The following is a 19,015-nucleotide window of genomic DNA, read 5'->3' as shown; positions in this document are numbered from 1 at the left end:
GGATCCCGATCATGACCACCCTATACGCCCTGTTCCGAGGCCGTTCCAATTCGAGCCCCTCCCGTTCGGATCTCCCAGTCATGCAGCCAGAAAAATCGGACAACATGCCCGAACAGCAACCCAAGGCTGGAGGAACGGCAATAGGAGAATTATCGATGGGCTTAAAATCTCTGCTTTCCCGCTCTTCATCTGCCGGAAATTCACCCAATGAAACGTCGCCCTGCACGACACCACGTATAGATAATACAGACGATTCTTCCCTGCTTTCCATCCGGGAAAAAAGTGAACTCGAAAAAAAACTCGGCAAAATCGAGGCTTCAATTGCTGATTTAAATTGCCCGTCTCAACCTTCCGACAAACACCGCTTTTTTAATTTTATTTCCACCTGCGAGCTGCTTGATCTTGCTCTCTGCGAGATTCACTCCATCACTAATGCCGGCAAAAAAAAGAACATCCTGAATGCATTCACGTCCTGCTTTCATGGCCTGGACTCCGCATTCACCAAACATTGCGAAACATATTTAAACGGCTATCAGGGAACAAGTGCTTCCTCGCTCTTTAACGAGATGGAAATATATTCCTTAGAGGAAGATATTCTTATCATGGCGGTATTTGATTTTTATCGTTTTCTTGTTGCCGAGAAAAACAATCTGTCCGAAAAAACAGAAAAAATCTCCACCAACAAATATAAAAATACAATCCAGCAAGCTCTCGACGAATATGAAAAATCAACTCCCTGGCCCGCATTAAATAATTCGTTTATCAGGATCTTGTATACGCTGACCATTGGCTGCAACTACATTTGCAAGTACAAGCTGGACAACAAAGTCACTTTCGGTCGCAATCTTGATTTTCTGGACCAGATTGCAAACCTCGGCAAGAAACATCAACCGAAAGAATCGGCACTCAAGCTGTCTCCGTCCGGCCCGTCACTCTCCTATTAATTTCAACCGCGACACGCAGCGCGCCTGGGCCAACGACGCGACAGGCTCATCTAGCCTGGCACGTCGTTTCGCATTCTTGATACTTATTACTTACCGCGCCTTCAACAGTACGTTCACCCGCGAGCGGCTCATCCCTTTCAGGCTTGAGCCAATCGCCGCAAGTACCTGAAACCCCGTTGGCTGTTCCAGCGCTTGCGCAAATGCATCCGCCCCTCCGCGTCCGTCCACACCTGCGCGCAAACCGGCCTGGATAGAAACGCTCGCCTCCTCCAGCAAGACATTCATCTGGGCTTGCGCCTGACCGACCTGTTCCAACGCCCGCACCACCTGACGCAGCGTGTCGCGTTGCGCCGATCGATCCCCGATGCTCCAGTTTTGCGGCTCAATCGCTCCCGGCAGCGCAGTTGTGGCCGCCCGGCTCGGGCGGCCCCCCGGAAAACGCTTGCCACCGCCCTGAATCATCATCTGGTCACGCACCTCGGGCCATTCCACTTCGGCTGTCGAGAACACCAGGTCCTGCCTGTCTTTTAACGCTACGCGAATGCCTGCTGGCGCGAGCGCCCGGTCAATCCGGCGCACCAGTGCCTCCTCTGCTTCGGGCGCGGCATCAAAGCTCAGGGTGACCGGCGTCTTGCTCAAGCCACCGGGATACAGCGTCAGCGTCTCGGCGCCACGGTGATTCACCATGGGCCATTCCAGCGCACGCATCTGGAACGGCTGACGTGCACCATGATCTTCGTGATAGCCCAAGTCGCTGTCCAGCACGCCCGCTGTTGCGCTCGCACGTGTTTGCCAGTGTGTGTCGAACGCAGCGAGACGAGACGCCACAGCCGCCCTGTCAGGCGCACCGGCGATGCTCACGCCAAGCGCTTTTTTCAAGGCTTGCAAATGCGTGAGTGTTTGCTCAAGAAACACTTTCGTGCGTTGCGCACCCGTCACGCGCTGATTGAAATCGGCCTGCTGCGCGACAAACGCAATCCGTGCATTCAAGCCCTCGCCGCGATAACGCTCAGCCTTGCGCGCCTGAGGCGTAGCTGACGCCTCGGGCATCTGCGCTGCTGCGGCGCGCGTGGCGGCGGCAGTCTGGGCGCTCGCGCCGCTTGTTAGCGGAGCGACGCGTTCAAGACTGCCGGGAGAAAGATGCACGTTCATCGGATGTCGTTAGCCAATCAATGAGTGCATTAAAGGATATCGAACAGAGAAAGTTGTGCGACCCGTCCATACACTTTGTAGGTGCCTTGCACCGCCACCATGTAGTTGCTCATTTCGTCGTAGGCCTTGGCGTAGTCGAGCTGGCCCACCATGTTCGCCGCCTCGCCGTTCGACACCAGCATCGCTTCGTGGCTCTGGTCGAGCAGGTCAAGCGTGTTTTGCGCGCCGCCGAGCCTGGCGATCTGTGCGCTCAGGTGGTTCACGCCGTTGGTCAGCGAGCCGAGGCTGGCATCGATCAGCGCGCGGGTGGCCGGGTCGTTGGCATTGGCGCCTGGCGCTTTCAGCGCCTCCAGCGCAGCATCGAGATGATTCACCAGTTCGGCCATATGCTCGAGGCTGGTATTGGCAGCCAGGGTCACGTCGTGCCCCACCACCACGTGTTGCTGGCCGTTGTTGCCCGCGTAGGAGTAGCGCGAACCTGCGGGCGCCGACGGGTCATATTGCAACGGCGACGTGCTAGTCAGCGTGCCGGAGAACAGATAGTTACCTTCGCTATCTTTGACACCTGTGCCCTGCACAAGGGTTTCTTTCAGACTCTCCAGGGTGCCTGCCAAGGCGTTCAGGTCGGCAGACGTCGTGCTGCCATCGGCGGCGGCCAGCATCAGGTCCTGGGTTGACATCACGCTCTTGAGCAGGCTATCCAGATGGCTTTCGTTTTGCTGCAGACGGATCGACAACGTGCCGATATTGCCGCGGTACTGGTTCAGCACTGCAGCCTCGCGCTCCAGCAGCAACAAACGCACGCCGCCAATCGGATCATCGGAAGGCTTCAGAATCCGCCGGCCACTATCCATCTGCAGCATCAGGTGAGAGATTTTCTGATTCGACGCACGCAGCGTCTGGATCATCATGTTGCCAAACCGCTGACTGGGAACTCGCATAAAACTCTCCTGCAAAACGTGGGCTTAGAAACTGCTGAGTGTGGTATCGAACAGATCTTTCGCAATGGCGATGATCTTCATGTTCGCCTGATACACCTGGAGGTACTCGCTGATGTTGACGGCTTCTTCATCCTTATCCACGCCGCTCACCGAGAGCCAGTCCAGCTCGGCGTTCTTGCGGATTTCGAGCGCGGTCGCCAGCGCCGCCTGGTTTTGCTGGCTCATCGAGCCCAGCTTGCCAACCAGCATCGTGTAGGTATCGCCGATTGTCACTTCGCCCAAACCTGGCACATTGATTTTTTCATGACTCAAGGCGATCAGCTTGAGCAGGTTGTCGCTGTTGCCTGGTTCGGCTGGATCGCCGGAAAACCCCAGTTGCGTCTGCTTGATGGCTGGATTCACGCCGATCACCCCGGTCACCGGATCGAACGTAAAGAGCGGCTCGCCAGGCTTGCCATCGGTACCAAAACCTGCCGTGATCTGGGCGTTGAACCGGTTGGCGATTTCGCCTGCAAGGGTTTTCAGACCCTCCATTTGCGGCAGCAGCACGCTTTCGCCAAAATCGGCAAGGCCGCCTAGCGTGCCACCCAGCTTCGGTCCGTTGAGCGGAAAACGCGTGCCCGCGACTTCGAGATTGATCGAGAAGGTGCCATCCTGGCGATGTTCGATGGCCACCTTACCCACTTCCGAGCCCGACACCAGCGGCGGACCGCCAGCGAAGGTCACGTCGACTGCGCCATTGGGTTGATGAATCACGCGCACGTCGACCAAACCTGAAAGCTGGTCGATGGCAGCATCGCGCTGGTCGATCAGCTCGGATGGTGTCGCGCCGCTGCTCTGGGACTGGGCGATTTTCTGGTTCAGGTTCGCCACCGTTTGCGCCAGTGAATTGATCTGGCTGGCTGCCGTGCTGCTTTGCTGGCGCAGCATGTCGAGCTGGCCGGCCATCATGTGGCGCAGGTTATTGAAGCTTTGCGTGAGCATCGTCGCCGAGCTGATCACCTGCTCGCGCAGCGGCCCCGACGTCGGATCGGCGCTGACGGCGTCGAGCGCGCCGAAAAAGCCATCGAGCCCGGCCTTAAGACTGCCGTCCTCAAGGTTCATGACTTTCTCGAGCTGGTTGTAATACGACGCTGAAGCACTTTGCTGCCCAAATGCGGAGTTGCTGTACCACATATGCTGGGTTTTGTAGATATCGGCAAAGCGAATCGTCGAGAGCACTTCCACGCCGCCGTTCGGCCTTGCGCCCAGCAAGACCCCTTGACGGGTATAGCCGAGTGTATTGAGGTTAGCGGTATTGCGCGCCGCCACGTTGAGTTGGGCCTGAGCCGCGCGTGTGCCCGACAGGCCAATATGGATCAGGCTCATGATTCGGATTCCGTAGAAGAAGAGGATGGGGCTGGATCAGCCGGAGGCAGCATTTGTGCGATCAGGCAATCAGCGATGCCAAACGCGCGCTGCGAAGCAATCGAATCGGCCACCGCACGGTTAGCATAGGCCAGCATGCTGTCGCTCGTGGTGTCTGCGCCGTTGGCGTCCTTGAAAGTCTGGTTGGCCTGCTGCATGGCGTTAAGCATCTGGTTGATGAACATGCCTTCGAACTGTTCAGCCGCCTGTTCGACCTGGCGCCGGTAAGCGGGATCCTGCGGATCAGCACGGGTGCCGGCATTGCCGCGCACGAGTTCAAGTGGGGTAGATGCGCTCGCCTGGGCAAGCGCCATCGGGTCCAGTGGTGTGACTAACATCTGGCGCTCCTTGATACGTGGGTTCTAAATGGCCACCTGTAGCCTTGAGGCATTCAGTCAATTCTCTAGATCACGACCAGTTCGGCGGAAAGCGCGCCAGCCTCGTCGAGCGCCTGCAAGATCGCCATCAAGTCGTCGGGCGTCGCTCCGGTGCTGTTGATCGTGTCCACAATCGCCTGCAGGCTCGTGCCGCTCTTCCACTGAAACGCGCGCCCACCTGCCTGGGATACCTTCAGATCACTCACGGGCACCACCGTGGATTCGCCTTCACCCAACGCGTTGGGCTGGCTGACAGCAAAGCCTTCGGCGATGGTCACCTTGAGCGAACCGTGGGACACCGCGGCAGGTTTGACAGTGACTCCCTGACTTATAACGACGGTCCCCGTGCGGGAGTTAAATACGATGCGTGGCAGTTCCTTGCCTGCGGTCACATTGAGCGCCGAGAGCTGCGCCACGAAGGCCACGCGCCGGGTCGGATCGTCCGGAGCCACGACATCAACCGAAGTTGCGTCCAGTGTTGTGGCGATGTCGCGCTTAAAAGCGCGGTTGATGACTTCGACGATGTTCGTGGCGGTCTGCACATTGGGCCGCTTCAGGTTGAGCCGCACCGATGGTGTGCTATCGAAGTCAGTGGCAATCTCGCGCTCGATGGTTGCGCCGCGTGGAATGCGTCCGGTGGTAGCGGTATTCACGGTCACACTCGAGCCACTGCGGCCCTGCACCGCGATGCCGGGAATCACGAGGTTGCCTTGTGCCAGCGCATACACCTCGCTGTCCGCACCGCGTAGCGGCGTCATGAGCAAGGTGCCGCCGCGCAGGCTTTTGGCATCGCCCAGCGACGACACCGTGACATCAATCACCTGTCCCTTGCGGTAGCCGGAAGGGAAGGTCGCGCTCACCATCACCGCCGCCACATTGCGTGAGCGCAGGTTGGTGCCATCCGGCAGCCGGGTGCCGAACTGCTTGAGCATGTTCGCCATCGATTGCGTGGTGTACTTCGCCTGAGTGCCATCGCCGGTGCCACTCAAGCCAACCACGATGCCGTAGCCCACCAGGGCGTTCTCACGCAGCCCTTCGACATTCACCAGCGCACCGATGCTTTGCGCCCATGCGCCTGGCAAGCTCAGCGCAAGGACCAGGCCCAGCATCCATCCAGCGATTCTGTTCGTTTTCATCGGCTTTCCTGGTCATCCTGATCGTGTTCGAGTGAGTCTGGCCGCATTTAGAACGGCATCCATGGGCTGTTGAAAAAGCGCATCAGCCAGCCTGGCTGATTCGCTTCCGCCAGCGATCCTTTACCTGAGTACTGAATCCGTGCATTCGCCACACGTTGCGACGACACGCGGTTATCGGTGTCGATATCGGCGGAGCGGACATAGCCGGTCAAGCGCACGGTTTCCTCGCCCTGGTTCAGTAACAAGGTCTTTTCACCCCGCACCTGCAACAGGCCGTTCGGCATCACGCGTTGCACGATCACGGTGACGGAGCCGCGCAAGGTGTTTTGCTGTGAGCTCGAACCGGAGCCGTCGAAGCCACGCTTGACCCCGGCTGAAGCATCGAATGGCAACGCCATGCCAAATACCGCAGGCTTCTTCGCCGCCACGTCGCTGTTCTTGCCGATCTGCGTGCCGCTCTTCTTGCTGGCCTGGGTCGATTCCTGCAACTCGACGGTGAGCACATCACCCGCACGGAAAGCGCGAATATCGGAGGTCAGCGACCACGCCTGATCCGCGACGAACACACCGCCCGCCGTGCCTTTGCGCACTTCCCAGGCGGTGTCAGGCATGTCGTTGGACGGTGGCTCGGCCGGGCCAATGCCGCCCAGGCTGAGGTTGGCGCAGCCGCCCAGCAGCAGCACCAGCGGGGCCAGCCAGGCAACATGGCGAAGCAGCGGCGAAGCGCTCATCGCGCGGCCTGCGACAGGTACTGCATCATGTTGTCGGCTGCAGTCAGCACCTTGGTGTTCATCTCGTAGGTCCGCTGTGCCGCAATCATTTCGACCATCTCTTCAACAGCCTGCACGTTCGAGCCTTCCAGCGCGCCTTGCTTGATCTTGCCCAGCGGGCCGACACCGGGTTCGCCTTCGCTCGGATTGCCGCTGGCGACGGTTTCCAGATACAGGTTGTCGCCAATCGCACGCAAACCTGCCGGGTTGGCGAAATTCGCCAGTTGCAGCTGGCCGACGTCGGTTGAGTTCGTGCCATCGGTGGTCACGGCAACCATGCCGTTCTCGCTGATGGTGATGCCCGTCGCGTTCGGCGGGATCGTCACAGCGGGCACCAGCGGCATCCCTTGCGCATTCGTCATGCGGCCCTGCTCGTTCAGCCGTAACTGTCCCGCACGGGTGTAGCCGGTTTCGCCGTTAGGCATTTCGACTTGCAAAAAGCCGCCGCCAACCACCGCTACATCCAGCGCCTGGCTGGTGGTTTGCAGGTTGCCTGCGGTGAACACTTTTTGCGTGCCCACCAGCCGGGTGCCGTTACCGATCTGAATCCCCGCGCCCGTCGAGTTGTCCGATACCTGTGCGCCAGGCGGCTGTTCGGTGCGGTAAAACAGATCCTCGAACATCGCGCGGTCGCGCTTGAAGCCCACCGTATTGACGTTGGCGAGGTTATTGGCAATCGTCTGCAGCTTGGCTTCCTGCGCCTGAATGCCGGTCTTGCTGATCCACAGTGACTGATTCATGGTGTTGGTATGTCCTTATAAAACAGCTGAGCGCGTCCTTTAAGCACGGATCAACCGGTTACCGGCTTCGCTCAGCTCATCCGCTGTTTTGTAAAGCCGCATTTGCATTTCGAACGAGCGCGTCAGCGCCAGGGTCTGCATCATTTCGTCTACCGCTGAGACGTTGCTGCCTTCCAGGTGCCCGCCCTTGAGCTGCACGGTGTCGTCCGCCTCATAGCTGCTTCCGGTAATAGACGTGATGAAACCGTTCTCATCCTTGCCCACGTCGCTGGCATCGGGGTTCACCAGCAGCAGCTTGCCGACGGTTTGCAACTCGGGTTCGCCGAGCGGCCGCACGTTGATCGTGCCGTCGCTGCCCACCATCACCAGGTCGTGCTCCGGCAAACTCACTGGGCCGCCCTCGCCCATCACGGGCAAGCCCTCTAACGTCAGCGAACCGTCGCTCTCAAGAATCATGCTGCCCGCGCGGGTGTAAACGATGCCGTCCGGGCCATCGAGCGCGAGGTAACCTGGGCCATCAATGGCGACGTCGAGCTTGCGGCCTGTTTCGGTGAGACGGCCCGGCTCGGCATTCACGGCCATCCGGTCGACCTGCACGTCCTGGCGCGAGTCGTAGCCATATCCCTGCACCTTCTTGCTTTGCATCGAGATCAGATCGGCGCGAAAGCCCGGGGTTTGCGCGTTGGCGAGGTTGTTGGCGCGCACGTTCAGAGCGAGCAACGCCTGGTCCGCGCCGCTCATCGCCGTGTAGATAAAGGCGTCCATGGCGTTACAGCGCCTGCATCAAGGTGCGCATCATTTCGTTTTCAGTCGAAAGCACCTTCGAGTTCGCCTGATAGTTCTGCTGCGCGCCCATCAACTGCACGAGTTCGGCGGTCATGTCGACATTCGACTGTTCAAGCGCGCCAATCGCCAGCTTGCCTGCCATGCCGGTACCCGGCACCGAGTACAACGGCTCGCCCGTTCCCGCCGTCATCGCCCAGGCCGAACCTGAGATCGGCTTGAGCGCGTTCTCATTGGCGAAGGTCGCAATCACCAGGCGGCCTGCCGTGACTTTCTGACCATTGCTGTACTGCACTTCCACCGAGCCATCCTCGGCCAGTTGCACGCCGTTCATGGTGCCCGCGGCATAGCCGTCGGTACGGTTGGTCGCCGTGCTTTGCTCGCCTGCGAACATCGTCGTGCCGGTATATTTGATGTCGAGCACCATCGGCTCGGCGCCAGGCGGCGTACCCAGGTCAAACTTGACCGGGCCCGTAGGAGAGGTGAGCTTGCCGTTGGTATCAAAATCCAGCTTCGCCGGCGTGCCCTTGATATCGCCATTCATGGCGTAATGCACTTCCATCTCGTTGTTCGCACCTTTGACAAAATATTGCGTCACGGTGTGCTTACGGCCCAGCGAGTCATACACGGTCGCCACCGACATCCCGTTGTAGGTTTCTGCGTTGTCCTTGTCGAAGGGCGTGACACTCGGCTGCTCCCAGTCCGCCGACATGTTGCCGACGTAATCGAGGCTGCTGCTGGCGGAGGCCGGAACCGATCCGGCAGGCACCTTCAGGTCGCCCATCACGCCACCGTCCGTACCATAGCCTTGCACCTTGCGGCCGAGAAAATCGACGACGTTGCCGTCCTTGTCCGTGTTGAAAATGCCCGCACGGGAGAACTGCAACGCGCCATCGCTGCCGCGCGTGACAAAGAAGCCGCTGCCCTGAATCGCGGCATCCATGCCACGGCCCGTAGAGAAAAAGTTGCCGGTCTGGTCGATCGACTGCGACATCGAACCGACCGACACGCCGGAGGGCTGGGCATTGATGTAGTTCGACGAGAAGTTCGCCCGGCCTGACTTATAGCCATACGTGCCGCTGTTGGCGATGTTGTTGCTGATTGCGCTCAGCTGGTCGTTGACCGCATTGATGCCCGAAAGAGAAATATTGAAGCTCATGACCAGAATCCTTTTTTGGTGGGAGGTGTCTCGCCTGACCCATTCAAGCGGCCAAGGAAGCGTGTAATCGAAGCGGTATCGCACTCGCCGATACCCGCAATGCTCAAGACGATCTTGCCGTCCGGCCCAAGGCGAACGCCTTGCAATTCGCCTTGTATTTCGACCAGCGGTTTCTCGCCAACGTCGGTCTCGACACGCACCGCGTACTGGCCAGGAGGAAGACCGTGTTCAGCGGGATCGAGCGTGAAGTTCACGTCACCCGAGTCTTTCGCTCCCAGCGAAATCTTGTGTTCCTGGCCATCGGGGCCAGTCAGAATGAGATTCACGTCGGCTGCGGCATGCTCTAGCGTCAGGCCGCCCTTGACCGGCTCCGAGCCCAGCTCGAACGAATCCGTCACGACCATCACTTGTGAACCCACTTGAGAACCTAGCGACACCACCAGCATGCTTTCTTGCAGCGCAGCGCTGGCGAGGCTGGTGCTAACCAGCGATTGCATCACCTCGATCTGGTGCATCTGTGCGAACTGCGTGACGAACTGGCTGGCCTCCATCGGCGCCAGCGGATCCTGATTCTGGATCTGCGCGACCAGCAACGTCGTAAACAGATTGGAAAGTTCGTTTTCCTTGGGTTTGGGTGTTTCGCCGGACCCGTGATCCGGTCCTGGTGGAGCGGATGAAGGCGGGACGGCTGCCCTGGATACCGGCTGACCTCCTGCGGCCAGCGGCTCGACACCGGGGTTAGCGTTTGCGTGTGCGGAGCGCATCGCTGGAGTCAAATTCATCATGCTTAGCCCTCGCCTAGTTTGAGCAGATCCTGCTGCATGCCCTTGACCCGAGCCAGCACTTCGATGTTGGTGGAAAACGCGCGTGAAGCCGATAACAAATCGGTCATTTCCTCAACGGGGCTGACGTTGGAATAAAACACCATGCCGTCTTCGTCAGCGAGCGGGTTACCGGGCTCGTGACGACCTACCGGCGGATCGTTGCTGGTGATCACATCGAGCACCTGGACCCGTGTGCCGCCCCCTTCGGGCACGGCGGCAAAGACGGGCTTGCGGGCGCGATAGGCGGTTTCCTCGGTCCCCGCCGTGCCCGCGTTGGCAAGATTGCTGGCGACGGTGTTAAGCCGCACGGTTTGTGCGGTCATGGCCGAGCCGGCGATGCGCGAGATGTCTTTAAAGCTCATGTCGTTCACCCATTGCCTGAGATTGCCGCCTGCAAACCCTTGAACTTCATGTTCAGGAAACGCAGGCTGGTTTGAAAATCGATCGTGTTTTGCGAAAACTCGGCTTGCTCGGTACCCAGCACCACCGTGTTGCCATCTTGCGAAGCACGGGTTGGCAAGCGATACAGCATCTCGTTCGTGTCTGAGCCCAGGGGTGCCGCCGCTGTGGAGTTGGAGAGCGCCTGCTGCAAACTGCGGCGAAAGTCGATGTCGCGCGCCTGATAACCGGGCGTGCTTTCGTTAGCGATATTCGATGCGAGAACCTTGGTGCGTTCCGCGCGCAGCTTCAGCGCAGCGGGGTGAACCCCAAGTGCCTGGTCGAAACTGAGTCCCATCGTGGTAGCTCCCTCTGTTAAGCGCCCGAGCTCGAATGCGTGGGCAACTTGATCCTGATTCCTGATGACAGAGGTGAGGGTAAGAGTCGGCCGCTTGCGCGGCGAGAAATCTGAAAACTTCCTTAATGACGACGTGTTCGCGTCCTGTGCCCTGTATCCCGAATGGGTGTTTGAGGGGAGAGGTGATGTGCAATGTGACGTGAGGCCAGACCTCAAGCCAATATTCGCTACGCGCGGACAAAAGGGTTGCAGCGCCAGGCAGCCCTATAATCCTGGGCATTACCCCTTGCGAGGTCGAGCCTTATGAAGCCGGTTGCCCGTGTGCTGATTGCTGGAATCGCTCTACTGCTCGCCACCCACACGCAGGCGCAAGCCCCTTCCTCCCAGCCTGAAACCGAAGCGCAGGTGCAGCAAGCCGCGTTGAGCTGGCTGAAGCAGGAAATGCAGCGGCGCAAGACCGATCTGCTGCGCGCCACGGCCACCGTGCTGCCCAACCGCCGTCCGGCGCCCGCTTGCGCTGAGCCCTACGCAATCACCCCCGCTGAAACCCGCGCGCTCAACCGTCTGCGTTTTGCGGTGCGCTGCCCAGGCACGGGCCGTGCCACGGTGTATCAGGTGCGCCCCGAGGTCTACGTCAAGCTGCTGGTGAGCACCCATGCCATCGCCCACGGCCAGGCGTTGAGTGCACGTGACGTCACCCTTGCCGAGCGTGATCTGGCGCTCACGCCCGATGCGCTGACCAATCCCGATGACATCGCGCATCGCAGCAGCCGGCGTTCGTTGCAGCCAGGCCAGGTGATTCAGAAACGTTTTTTAAAAAGCACTGAAGCGGTACGGCGCGGACAGGCCGTGCAGATTGTGGCGCGCATCGGCCCCGTCGAAGTTCGGGCGGTAGGAACAGCGCTCCAGGGGGGGGCGCAAGATGACGTGATTCGTGTGCGCAATGCCAGCACGGGCAAGGTCATTCATGCCCGCGTGACGAGCGCGGGTGTGGTCGAGCCCCTCGGCACAGGGGCAAACGCAAACGCTGGCCCGGCTTCGCGTTAAAACTCGCGCTGCAACTGAAACTGAAACTCGCACCGCAGCGTTTTTCGCTCTTGCAAAGCAGGCGTGTGACACGCGTTAGCTGCGTTAGCGCAGCGCCTGAATCTGTCGCGCCACGCTCACGAGCTTGGCTTCATACGCCGGGTCGGTCGCATAGCCGCCTTGCTTCAGCGCTCGCGCAAATGCCCGGGCGTCATCGCCGCTCCCGAGCGCTGCGGCATAACGCGGGCTCTCCTTGATCAGCCGGGTGTAATCCCGAAACGCACTTTCGTAGTCCGGATAAGCGCGAAAACGATCCACCAGGCTAACCGCCGCGCCATTCACGTACTCGGTGGTTCGCGTATCCGCCACGGCACCTTGCCAGCCACCTGTCGCCTTGATGCCAAACAGGTTATGCGCTGAGCGGCCCTGTGCGGTTTGTAGGGGCCGCCGTCCCCAACCCGATTCGAGCGCTGCGTGGGCCGCGATGATGTCAGGCGAGGTTCCCAGATGAGCGCCGGCGCGCGCCGCCCACGGCATGATGTCGTCGAGAAACGCTTGCCGGCCCGCATCCAGGGTTCCGTTCTGCGTCAGCGCCATCACGGCCTGCTTCGCATTGGCGCCTTCAGTAATGGGACCATGGGTGATGGCGCTATCGGACGCCGCGATACGACTTTGCAAACGGGCTACGAGTTGTGCGGCCTGGGCATCCATCGCGCCAGGCAGGCTAGCGTTGCCAAAACCGTTTTGCACCGTGCTCTGGATTTCGCTACGCAGCGCCTTGAACTCCGCCGCGAACGACTGACGGCCCGCATCATGGCGGGCCTGGGGCAACTCGGGGGCGGCAAAACCGCTGCCGCTCTGAGTCGTAAAGTCAGTACGGAACATAGGTATGTTTCTCCCCGTGCAGCAAACGCTGCATCGTTTCGAACTGGGTCGCCAACAGCGTGCTGTTGCGTGCGGCCAAAGCCTTGCAGCGCACGACCAGCGCTTCCAGTTCAGCGTAACGGGCAGCCAGCGCGGCTTGCGCCGCGGGTTGCACACTGCCCGGACGTGTCGCAAATAACCGTTTGAATGCGCCAGGCATGCCACCCAGTACAGAATTGCGCTCACGATGGTTCGCTTCGAGCCGCTCCAACTCAACGCCGATAGCCTCGCCCAGACATTTAAGCGCCGCCGCGTCAAGCTTTTGCGCCACTGTGAACTGCTGCTCAAGCATGATCTGCAGCTTGCGACAGGTTTCGAGATCCGTGGCCAGGCCGGCAATGACCTGGCGTAAAGCCGCCTGGCGTATCGTCATTTGCGGCCACCGTGATAGCGCAACATCAGACTCGCCAGTTTGTCGGCGTCGAAGGTGATTTCGCCTGCATTCAGCGCGCTTTTGATTTCGGCCACGCGTGCAGCGTCGATCGCGGGTGTCTTGTCCAGTGACGCCTGGGTCGCCTTGAGTAACGCGGCATCGCGCCCCGCGCCTTCGCTCGAAGGTGCGCGCTCAGCGCGTACAGCCTTCTTCAGCGCGCCCTCGCCGTCGCGCGCAGGAACTGTTTCGTTAATCATGGTCTGATCGGATAAATTCGTGATTCGCATCGTGGCACCTTGCACCTTGCCCATGTGGACATTAAATAGGACGGGAAACCCCGCTTCACCAAATCAGGACGACACTTTCGCTGCATTGTTTAAATCAGCCGCTGCCGTTGCGCCTTCAGCGTGATCTGACGGGCCCGCGCCGGCGCCAACGCGGGCCCCTGCCTTACCGCGCTGGATGGCGCCATCATTGGACAAATCAAGGGTTGCATCGTGGGGCAACGGTTCTTCTTTCAGGCCAAACTTGCGGGCTACCTCGTGCAAAGTGCGGCCCAGCACGTTAGTGTCATCGTCCACAGCGGCACTACCCGATGTCTTCGCCGCCGCTTGCGCGACAGGTTTGGAGGAGACCGCGTTCGCCCCATCCATCAGCGGCACGATGGTCTTGGGTGCGCCGTACATCGCTTCAAGCATCCGTGCGCGCGATGCGGTCAGCACTAAAAACTCAATCCGGCGATTGGCCGCAGCCCGCGTATCGGGTAACAGTGGGGCACGGTCAGCCATGCCAACAACCTGAAGCACCTGCTTCGAAGCCAGGCCACCGCGCAGCAAATATTCGCGCGAGGCAATCGCGCGCCCGCTCGAGAGCGTCCAGTTCGAATGCACGCGCAAGCCACCGAGGCTGCGGTACTGCACGGAATCGGTATGACCGATGATGAGCAACGAGTTGCCCACTTTCGCAAAGAGCCCGCCCATGCGCTCCAGCAAATCACCGAAGGGCTTGCTGGGATTCGTGCTGCCGCGCTCGAAAACTCCTGTACGTGCGGTGTCATGCAGCATCACGCGCAGCCCATGCGGCGTGACTGCAGTGTGCATGTTGTCTGCCAGATCGCCATCGCTATCGAGCGCCTTGATCAGCGCTTCCAGCGCGTGCAGATCCTCCTGCGATTCGTAATGCACGAGGGTGGGGATCGCACTATCGGCGCTATCGGCACTATCGGAACCCGCCCGGCTCTCGTCCTGAACTGAGGCTTGCCCGGCCAGGCGCTTGCCGTCTTGCGAGGTTGGCGGGTCATTGGGCAGCGCCTCACGCGGCACCGTCGTGGTGTCGAACGGTGCGCGCACGCCATCGAGGAACCCATCGCCACCGTCATACGTCATGCTGCTGGCAAGCTGATGAAGCTTTTGTCGCGTACTTTCCTCATCGCGTGCGCCCAGTACCCACAGCAGCAAAAACAGACACATCAGCGCCAGGCAGAAATCGGCAAACGCGACCTTCCAGTTACCGCCGTGATCGTCGTCATGGTGGCGACGTGCCACCCGCTTGATCACGGTTTCGTGTTTGTGGCTGGCCGCTTTCGCTTTCGCGGCGGGACGGGGAGCGCTCACGCGGGGGCCCCCAACTGGTTAATCCAGGTTTCAAGTTGCACGAAGCTGGGCTTGTTGACCGTTTGCACCAGACGCCGTCCCGAGTCGATCGCCAGCAATGCAGGCTTCCCCGCCGCGAATGACACCAGTACGACTTTCACGCACTCCATGTCGGACATCTCGGACTTGACGAGCTGCTTGAGCGTATTGCACAGCGGGTCCAGCACGCCGTAGCAAAAGAAGATACCGATGAAGGTGCCGATCATCGCGGCAGCCACGCGCTCGGCGATCTCACCGGCGCTCGCGCCCTCGTTCACGCTGTTCATGGCGATCACCACGCCCAGCACAGCAGCGACGATCCCGAAGCCAGGCATCGCCTCAGAGATCTTTTTCAGCGAACTGCACGGCTGTTCGAGATCGGCGTGAATCGCCACGAGTTCCTGCTCCAGCACACCTTCGAGTTCATGCGCGCTGATCTTGCCCATCGCCATCAGGCGGAAGTTATCGACAATGAACGACAGCAGCTTCGGCTCCTTGAGCACCAGCGGATAACGCTGAAAAAGCGGGCTATCGTGAGGCGCTTCGACGTGAACATCGAGCGCCTTGAGGTCGCGCCCAACTTGCAGCAGTTCATACATCAAAAGCAGCAACTGGCGCGGAAACTCTTTATCTTCAGCGCGTGTGGTGGTCGACTTGCGCAACTGGATCATCAGTTCCTTGAGTACGTGCGCGGGATTACCCAGCACCATCGCACCGCCTGCAGCGCCGACGATGATCAGAAGTTCCACGGGCTGCCAGAGCTTGGAGAAATCTCCGCCCATAAACATATAGCCGCCAAAAACGCAGCCCAGCACGATGAAAATACCCAATAACTGTTGCATGATCCTTTCCTGTTTAGCCGATCAGCATCTCAATGCGGATCGAGATACGCACGCATTTTCTGCAGCGCTTTCTTGTTGATCTGGCACACCCGTGCGGTGGTGAGCTCCAGCACAGCGGCGATCTCGGCCAGACTCATATCGAACTCGTAATACAGCTGGATCACCTGCTGCTCGCGCGGGTCCAGTGCGTTGAGCGCCTGCACCAGGCCCAGCCGGTCCAGCACCTGGGCTTCGTGTCCGGGAACATGACCATGCTGCCCATCACGCTCAGCGAGTAGCGCATCGAAACTGATGAGCTCCTGCGCGTTGTCGTCTAGCAATATCTGTTCGCAGGTCGCGCTATCGATACCCAGCTCAGCGCACAACTCATCCTTTTCTGGCTCGCGTCCCAGCTTGCGGCGCAAGGCGCGTTCGGCGGAGCGCAGCCGGTGCGCCCCCTGGCGCGCACCACGTGGACGCCAGTCCTGACGGCGCAGTTCATCGAGAATCGCACCGCGGACGCGCACCACCGCGTAATGAGGAAACTCGTCGTCGGGCTCACCGTAGCGACGTAACGCCTCCAGCAAACCCATGAGGCCAATCTGCTCCAGATCGTCACTATCGATCGCGCTGCCCGTGTGGGAATTCATCTTGCGCACCACACGCCGCACCATCGGCCCGTATTCCAGCATCCAGCGCCGCTCGTCGGCTGGAGCCAGACCCGCACTGGCGCGCTGCACTTGCGTGTATTCGGTATAGGTCGTCGTGCTCATCGTCATATCAGTCAACCATCAGCTTGCCGATGAACAGGTCGGCAAAGGGCAAACGTTTTGCTGAGCCATAGGCCTGGACGTATTCGCGTTTGAGTACGGCGACCAGTTCATCGACGTTCATCTGCCGGATCTGCTCAACCGAATAAGTCGAGAGCACACGGTGCGCGGTTGCGCGCAAAAGTGGCAGCGCCTCGCGGACATGCTTTTCGTGCTTCGCGTCTTCGACCTTGAACACCAGATCCATCGCCAGATAGCGTGACCGTGTGCTACTGCCGCTATCGCGCAACATCACGATCAGCTTGTCGAGCGAGACATAACGGAAGTCACCATCGGCGATCGCCTTTTTTTCTTCCGCACTCACCGGTCCATCCGTCTTGAACGGGCCGATCCTGGCCAGCCAGGCGGTCGTAAGGCCGCCCGCGGCCAGCACGAGCAACGCGACAACCGAGATCACCAGTATCTTTTTCATCAAAATTCACTCTCGTTGAAAAACCGCATGTCAAACCAGGTGTTCGCTACGAAGGCAACGTGAACTGCGCGTTCGGCAAACTCGCCGCCGCCAGCCCCTGGCCGGGTTCATCAGCTCGCTGCTCGCGGGCCTGCTCACGTGCGTCACGGCCTTGGCCGTTACCCTCGTGCTGGCCTGAGCGAGCCGAACTAACCTGCACCGTGACGTCATTGAACTGGCGATTGCCGAGTTCCTGGCGCAATCCTTCGCTGATGGTTTGTAACTGGCGCACGACGTCGCTGTTCGTAGCCGACAGATGCACCTGCACCGAACCCGCTTCATGGCGCAACTCGATCATCACGCTGCCGGCGAGATGTGGATCAAGCCGGATCACTGCACGTTGCGCGCCTTGCTGCGCTTGCATGCTGATGCGCTCGCCCAGTACTTGCAGCAGCTTTTGTTCTGGGCCATCGGCTGTGGCCAGCGCAGCGCCGTTAGCCTGGGCGCTTCTCAGCGTCGTATGCGATGAGCCGAGGTCGAGCAGTGGCGCTGTCATGGCTGAACCTTCGCCCGCATCGCGGCGCGCCCCGGCGAGGCCTGTGCCATCCAGCGCGGGAACACGTTCTGCGAACTGGGCACGCAGCGCTTGTGTCAATGCGGCAGCCAGCGGTGTGATGGGCGCGGCTGCCGATGAGGCTGCCGTTGTCGTGGTAGACGAGGCCGTTGCCGCAAGCTCGCGTACCGCTACCGCACGCCTCAATCCGGACTGTTCCGCGAGAAACGGCATGGCCGTTTGCGCAGCCGTGGCCGCCGATGAGGCAAACGAACGCGCGTCAAGCTCGAGCCCCGAGAGCCGCGAGGCTGCGGCAAGCTGTTGCCGCAGCATGGCGGACGGCACGTCAGACGCGCTGCCTTGCGTTGTCGTGTCAGGCACTGCATCAGCCGCTAGCGCAGCCTGGGGCAACCTGGCGTTGGCCAGTGAATTCACCGTGACAGGCGCCGTCGCGTTCGCCGTCGCGCCTGCATCGGGTGCGCCATGCGTCACGCTCTCTTGCTGCGTCAACAACTGGCTTAAAAATTGTCCTGAAGCGGCCAGTTCCGGTGCCGTCAATAACGCGCCTTCAAATTGCGCGCCAGGAGCGGCCGGATCAAATTCATCGTCCCAAGCGGGCGTCGTCTCACCCGCCCCGCTCACCGCGCCAGGCATCACACCAGACGCATCGGTAGCCAGGCTAAACAGCGATGTGGTCTCAGGCGCTCCGCTCGTGGCGGAAGCCGTGTCCATCGCTAGCGCGACGGGTTTCGTCCGGGGTTGCCCCCCGCGCGCTCCATCATTGCAGGCGAAATCAAAACCGGTCCTCCTCGTGCGCTGCATGCAACGCATACGCTTCCATTCCCACGCGGCGCTCGCCGAGCCCCACCATTTCATTCACCAGACGGCCAGACTCGCTCACCAGCAGTGCCACAGCGGATTGATGAGCGATCTTGACCAGCGCCAGCGCCTGGCGCTCCGAATGATTCAGTGACGGTTTATCCGAGACCCCATTGATCTCGGTCTGAACCTCACGGTTGATCACCGTGAGCGAGCGGAAGTCTTTCCGCAACGTGGAGTCACGCAGCCGCACAGCAAGCTGCAACAGGTTTTCTGTTCGGTCCATGAATGTCATCCGTTACGCTGCTCAACACCTTGCCAGGCATCCAGCAAAGTGGTTATAAGATCCGTCACCTCGTCCACCAGCGTCGGATCGAGCGTGACCCCAGCCTGGTTCAGACGCCAGGAACAGTATTCGTAGAGCTGCGCCAGATTGATCACCACCGGTGCGCCCGATTCGAAATCCAGTGCACTCGACAAACCATTCAGCATGTCGATGCATTTGTTGATGCTCACGCCTTTCTCTTCATAGCGCCTGGCCTCGATGTGCGCGCGAGCGCGGGCCATTTCGTCGAGCAACCCGGTCATCAGCACGATGACCAGTTGCACGGGAGACGCACTGGCTGTCTGCGCTTCGAGGTTCGAGGCTTGATATCCCCCGTAACCGGTGTAATCCAT

Annotated in this window: 24 protein-coding genes; 2 read left to right on the top strand and 22 right to left on the bottom strand. The window is 60.1% G+C overall.

The window, feature by feature from the left end:
* Positions 1-11: 11 nt before the first annotated feature.
* Positions 12-944, top strand: a complete 933-nt coding sequence (locus GH657_RS03890) for a hypothetical protein (RefSeq protein ID WP_153099503.1) — start codon at positions 12-14, stop codon at positions 942-944.
* 90 nt (positions 945-1,034) lie between these two features.
* Here the strand turns inward: GH657_RS03890 and GH657_RS03885 are convergent, their stop codons facing one another.
* The 12 genes from GH657_RS03885 to flgB all read right to left on the bottom strand — a co-directional run bounded on the left by GH657_RS03885 (position 1,035) and on the right by flgB (position 10,969).
* Positions 1,035-2,096: a hypothetical protein gene (locus GH657_RS03885; RefSeq protein ID WP_153099502.1), complete on the bottom strand. Its 1,062-nt coding sequence runs from the start codon at positions 2,094-2,096 to the stop codon at positions 1,035-1,037.
* Positions 2,097-2,125: 29 nt separating this feature from the next.
* On the bottom strand, positions 2,126-3,037 hold the full coding sequence (locus GH657_RS03880; protein WP_153099501.1) for a flagellin N-terminal helical domain-containing protein: 912 nt from the start codon (positions 3,035-3,037) through the stop codon (positions 2,126-2,128).
* A gap of 24 nt (positions 3,038-3,061) precedes the next feature.
* Entirely contained in the window at positions 3,062-4,405 is a 1,344-nt protein-coding gene (flgK, locus tag GH657_RS03875) for a flagellar hook-associated protein FlgK (protein WP_153099500.1), read from the bottom strand.
* Positions 4,402-4,782 carry a flagellar biosynthesis protein FlgJ gene (locus tag GH657_RS03870; protein WP_153099499.1) on the bottom strand — a complete coding sequence of 127 codons (381 nt, stop codon included), beginning with the start codon at positions 4,780-4,782 and terminating at the stop codon, positions 4,402-4,404. Before GH657_RS03870 ends, flgK begins: the two co-directional genes overlap by 4 nt.
* 65 nt (positions 4,783-4,847) lie before the next feature.
* Positions 4,848-5,930 (bottom strand): flagellar basal body P-ring protein FlgI, encoded by a 1,083-nt coding sequence (locus GH657_RS03865; RefSeq protein ID WP_281349404.1) that lies wholly within the window; start codon positions 5,928-5,930, stop codon positions 4,848-4,850.
* 74 nt (positions 5,931-6,004) lie between these two features.
* Positions 6,005-6,688 carry a flagellar basal body L-ring protein FlgH gene (flgH, locus tag GH657_RS03860; protein ID WP_153099497.1) on the bottom strand — a complete coding sequence of 228 codons (684 nt, stop codon included), beginning with the start codon at positions 6,686-6,688 and terminating at the stop codon, positions 6,005-6,007.
* Positions 6,685-7,467, bottom strand: coding sequence for a flagellar basal-body rod protein FlgG (gene flgG, locus GH657_RS03855; protein ID WP_153099496.1), 783 nt, complete (start codon positions 7,465-7,467; stop codon positions 6,685-6,687). The genes flgH and flgG overlap by 4 nt, the downstream gene beginning before the upstream one ends.
* Positions 7,468-7,506: 39 nt before the next feature.
* Positions 7,507-8,232: a flagellar basal body rod protein FlgF gene (locus GH657_RS03850; RefSeq protein ID WP_153099495.1), complete on the bottom strand. Its 726-nt coding sequence runs from the start codon at positions 8,230-8,232 to the stop codon at positions 7,507-7,509.
* A gap of 4 nt (positions 8,233-8,236) precedes the next feature.
* Positions 8,237-9,409: a flagellar hook-basal body complex protein gene (locus GH657_RS03845; protein WP_153099494.1), complete on the bottom strand. Its 1,173-nt coding sequence runs from the start codon at positions 9,407-9,409 to the stop codon at positions 8,237-8,239.
* Positions 9,406-10,194, bottom strand: a complete 789-nt coding sequence (locus GH657_RS03840) for a flagellar hook capping FlgD N-terminal domain-containing protein (protein ID WP_246173994.1) — start codon at positions 10,192-10,194, stop codon at positions 9,406-9,408. The genes GH657_RS03845 and GH657_RS03840 overlap by 4 nt, the downstream gene beginning before the upstream one ends.
* A gap of 2 nt (positions 10,195-10,196) precedes the next feature.
* Positions 10,197-10,595: a flagellar basal body rod protein FlgC gene (flgC, locus tag GH657_RS03835; protein WP_153099493.1), complete on the bottom strand. Its 399-nt coding sequence runs from the start codon at positions 10,593-10,595 to the stop codon at positions 10,197-10,199.
* A gap of 5 nt (positions 10,596-10,600) precedes the next feature.
* Entirely contained in the window at positions 10,601-10,969 is a 369-nt protein-coding gene (gene flgB / locus GH657_RS03830) for a flagellar basal body rod protein FlgB (protein WP_153099492.1), read from the bottom strand.
* 303 nt (positions 10,970-11,272) lie between these two features.
* Here flgB and flgA point away from each other — a divergent pair, with 303 nt between their 5' ends.
* Positions 11,273-12,016 (top strand): flagellar basal body P-ring formation chaperone FlgA, encoded by a 744-nt coding sequence (gene flgA, locus GH657_RS03825; protein ID WP_153099491.1) that lies wholly within the window; start codon positions 11,273-11,275, stop codon positions 12,014-12,016.
* A gap of 84 nt (positions 12,017-12,100) precedes the next feature.
* On the opposite strand, the gene GH657_RS03820 is transcribed toward flgA, so the two are convergent.
* The 10 genes from GH657_RS03820 to fliS all read right to left on the bottom strand — a co-directional run bounded on the left by GH657_RS03820 (position 12,101) and on the right by fliS (position 19,015).
* Positions 12,101-12,880, bottom strand: coding sequence for a glycoside hydrolase family 73 protein (locus GH657_RS03820; protein ID WP_153099490.1), 780 nt, complete (start codon positions 12,878-12,880; stop codon positions 12,101-12,103).
* Positions 12,867-13,292: a flagellar export chaperone FlgN gene (gene flgN, locus GH657_RS03815; RefSeq protein WP_153099489.1), complete on the bottom strand. Its 426-nt coding sequence runs from the start codon at positions 13,290-13,292 to the stop codon at positions 12,867-12,869. Before flgN ends, GH657_RS03820 begins: the two co-directional genes overlap by 14 nt.
* Entirely contained in the window at positions 13,289-13,579 is a 291-nt protein-coding gene (gene flgM, locus GH657_RS03810) for a flagellar biosynthesis anti-sigma factor FlgM (protein ID WP_220094828.1), read from the bottom strand. The genes flgN and flgM overlap by 4 nt, the downstream gene beginning before the upstream one ends.
* Positions 13,580-13,642: 63 nt before the next feature.
* Positions 13,643-14,905, bottom strand: coding sequence for a flagellar motor protein MotB (locus GH657_RS03805; protein WP_153099487.1), 1,263 nt, complete (start codon positions 14,903-14,905; stop codon positions 13,643-13,645).
* Positions 14,902-15,765 (bottom strand): flagellar motor stator protein MotA, encoded by an 864-nt coding sequence (gene motA / locus GH657_RS03800; RefSeq protein WP_153099486.1) that lies wholly within the window; start codon positions 15,763-15,765, stop codon positions 14,902-14,904. Before motA ends, GH657_RS03805 begins: the two co-directional genes overlap by 4 nt.
* Positions 15,766-15,794: 29 nt before the next feature.
* Positions 15,795-16,517 carry a FliA/WhiG family RNA polymerase sigma factor gene (locus GH657_RS03795; protein ID WP_153099485.1) on the bottom strand — a complete coding sequence of 241 codons (723 nt, stop codon included), beginning with the start codon at positions 16,515-16,517 and terminating at the stop codon, positions 15,795-15,797.
* A 7-nt stretch (positions 16,518-16,524) separates the two neighbouring features.
* Positions 16,525-16,986, bottom strand: coding sequence for a flagellar basal body-associated FliL family protein (locus GH657_RS03790; RefSeq protein ID WP_153099484.1), 462 nt, complete (start codon positions 16,984-16,986; stop codon positions 16,525-16,527).
* Between the two features lie 46 nt (positions 16,987-17,032).
* Positions 17,033-18,250, bottom strand: a complete 1,218-nt coding sequence (locus tag GH657_RS03785; protein WP_174769864.1) for a flagellar hook-length control protein FliK — start codon at positions 18,248-18,250, stop codon at positions 17,033-17,035.
* A 61-nt stretch (positions 18,251-18,311) separates the two neighbouring features.
* Positions 18,312-18,623 (bottom strand): hypothetical protein, encoded by a 312-nt coding sequence (locus GH657_RS03780; RefSeq protein WP_153099482.1) that lies wholly within the window; start codon positions 18,621-18,623, stop codon positions 18,312-18,314.
* 5 nt (positions 18,624-18,628) lie between these two features.
* Positions 18,629-19,015, bottom strand: a complete 387-nt coding sequence (fliS, locus tag GH657_RS03775) for a flagellar export chaperone FliS (RefSeq protein WP_153099481.1) — start codon at positions 19,013-19,015, stop codon at positions 18,629-18,631.

It is taken from the genome of Paraburkholderia hayleyella (genome assembly GCF_009455685.1).
Taxonomy (GTDB): Bacteria; Pseudomonadota; Gammaproteobacteria; order Burkholderiales; family Burkholderiaceae; genus Paraburkholderia; species Paraburkholderia hayleyella.
Note: the sequence above shows the minus strand (reverse complement) of the source record. Positions and strands in the feature narration are given on the sequence as shown.

Excerpts from the sequence above, each read along its gene's own strand:
- GH657_RS03890 (WP_153099503.1), top strand. The coding sequence starts at position 12 with ATGACCACCCTATACGCCCTGTTCCGAGGCCGTTCCAATTCGAGCCCC.
- GH657_RS03885 (WP_153099502.1), bottom strand. The coding sequence starts at position 2,096 with ATGAACGTGCATCTTTCTCCCGGCAGTCTTGAACGCGTCGCTCCGCTA.
- GH657_RS03880 (WP_153099501.1), bottom strand. The coding sequence starts at position 3,037 with ATGCGAGTTCCCAGTCAGCGGTTTGGCAACATGATGATCCAGACGCTG.
- flgK (WP_153099500.1), bottom strand. The coding sequence starts at position 4,405 with ATGAGCCTGATCCATATTGGCCTGTCGGGCACACGCGCGGCTCAGGCC.
- GH657_RS03870 (WP_153099499.1), bottom strand. The coding sequence starts at position 4,782 with ATGTTAGTCACACCACTGGACCCGATGGCGCTTGCCCAGGCGAGCGCA.
- GH657_RS03865 (WP_281349404.1), bottom strand. The coding sequence starts at position 5,930 with ATGCTGGGCCTGGTCCTTGCGCTGAGCTTGCCAGGCGCATGGGCGCAA.
- flgH (WP_153099497.1), bottom strand. The coding sequence starts at position 6,688 with ATGAGCGCTTCGCCGCTGCTTCGCCATGTTGCCTGGCTGGCCCCGCTG.
- flgG (WP_153099496.1), bottom strand. The coding sequence starts at position 7,467 with ATGAATCAGTCACTGTGGATCAGCAAGACCGGCATTCAGGCGCAGGAA.
- GH657_RS03850 (WP_153099495.1), bottom strand. The coding sequence starts at position 8,232 with ATGGACGCCTTTATCTACACGGCGATGAGCGGCGCGGACCAGGCGTTG.
- GH657_RS03845 (WP_153099494.1), bottom strand. The coding sequence starts at position 9,409 with ATGAGCTTCAATATTTCTCTTTCGGGCATCAATGCGGTCAACGACCAG.
- GH657_RS03840 (WP_246173994.1), bottom strand. The coding sequence starts at position 10,194 with ATGATGAATTTGACTCCAGCGATGCGCTCCGCACACGCAAACGCTAAC.
- flgC (WP_153099493.1), bottom strand. The coding sequence starts at position 10,595 with ATGAGCTTTAAAGACATCTCGCGCATCGCCGGCTCGGCCATGACCGCA.
- flgB (WP_153099492.1), bottom strand. The coding sequence starts at position 10,969 with ATGGGACTCAGTTTCGACCAGGCACTTGGGGTTCACCCCGCTGCGCTG.
- flgA (WP_153099491.1), top strand. The coding sequence starts at position 11,273 with ATGAAGCCGGTTGCCCGTGTGCTGATTGCTGGAATCGCTCTACTGCTC.
- GH657_RS03820 (WP_153099490.1), bottom strand. The coding sequence starts at position 12,880 with ATGTTCCGTACTGACTTTACGACTCAGAGCGGCAGCGGTTTTGCCGCC.
- flgN (WP_153099489.1), bottom strand. The coding sequence starts at position 13,292 with ATGACGATACGCCAGGCGGCTTTACGCCAGGTCATTGCCGGCCTGGCC.
- flgM (WP_220094828.1), bottom strand. The coding sequence starts at position 13,579 with ATGCGAATCACGAATTTATCCGATCAGACCATGATTAACGAAACAGTT.
- motA (WP_153099486.1), bottom strand. The coding sequence starts at position 15,765 with ATGCAACAGTTATTGGGTATTTTCATCGTGCTGGGCTGCGTTTTTGGC.
- GH657_RS03795 (WP_153099485.1), bottom strand. The coding sequence starts at position 16,517 with ATGAGCACGACGACCTATACCGAATACACGCAAGTGCAGCGCGCCAGT.
- GH657_RS03790 (WP_153099484.1), bottom strand. The coding sequence starts at position 16,986 with ATGAAAAAGATACTGGTGATCTCGGTTGTCGCGTTGCTCGTGCTGGCC.
- GH657_RS03785 (WP_174769864.1), bottom strand. The coding sequence starts at position 18,250 with ATGGACACGGCTTCCGCCACGAGCGGAGCGCCTGAGACCACATCGCTG.
- GH657_RS03780 (WP_153099482.1), bottom strand. The coding sequence starts at position 18,623 with ATGGACCGAACAGAAAACCTGTTGCAGCTTGCTGTGCGGCTGCGTGAC.
- fliS (WP_153099481.1), bottom strand. The coding sequence starts at position 19,015 with ATGGATTACACCGGTTACGGGGGATATCAAGCCTCGAACCTCGAAGCG.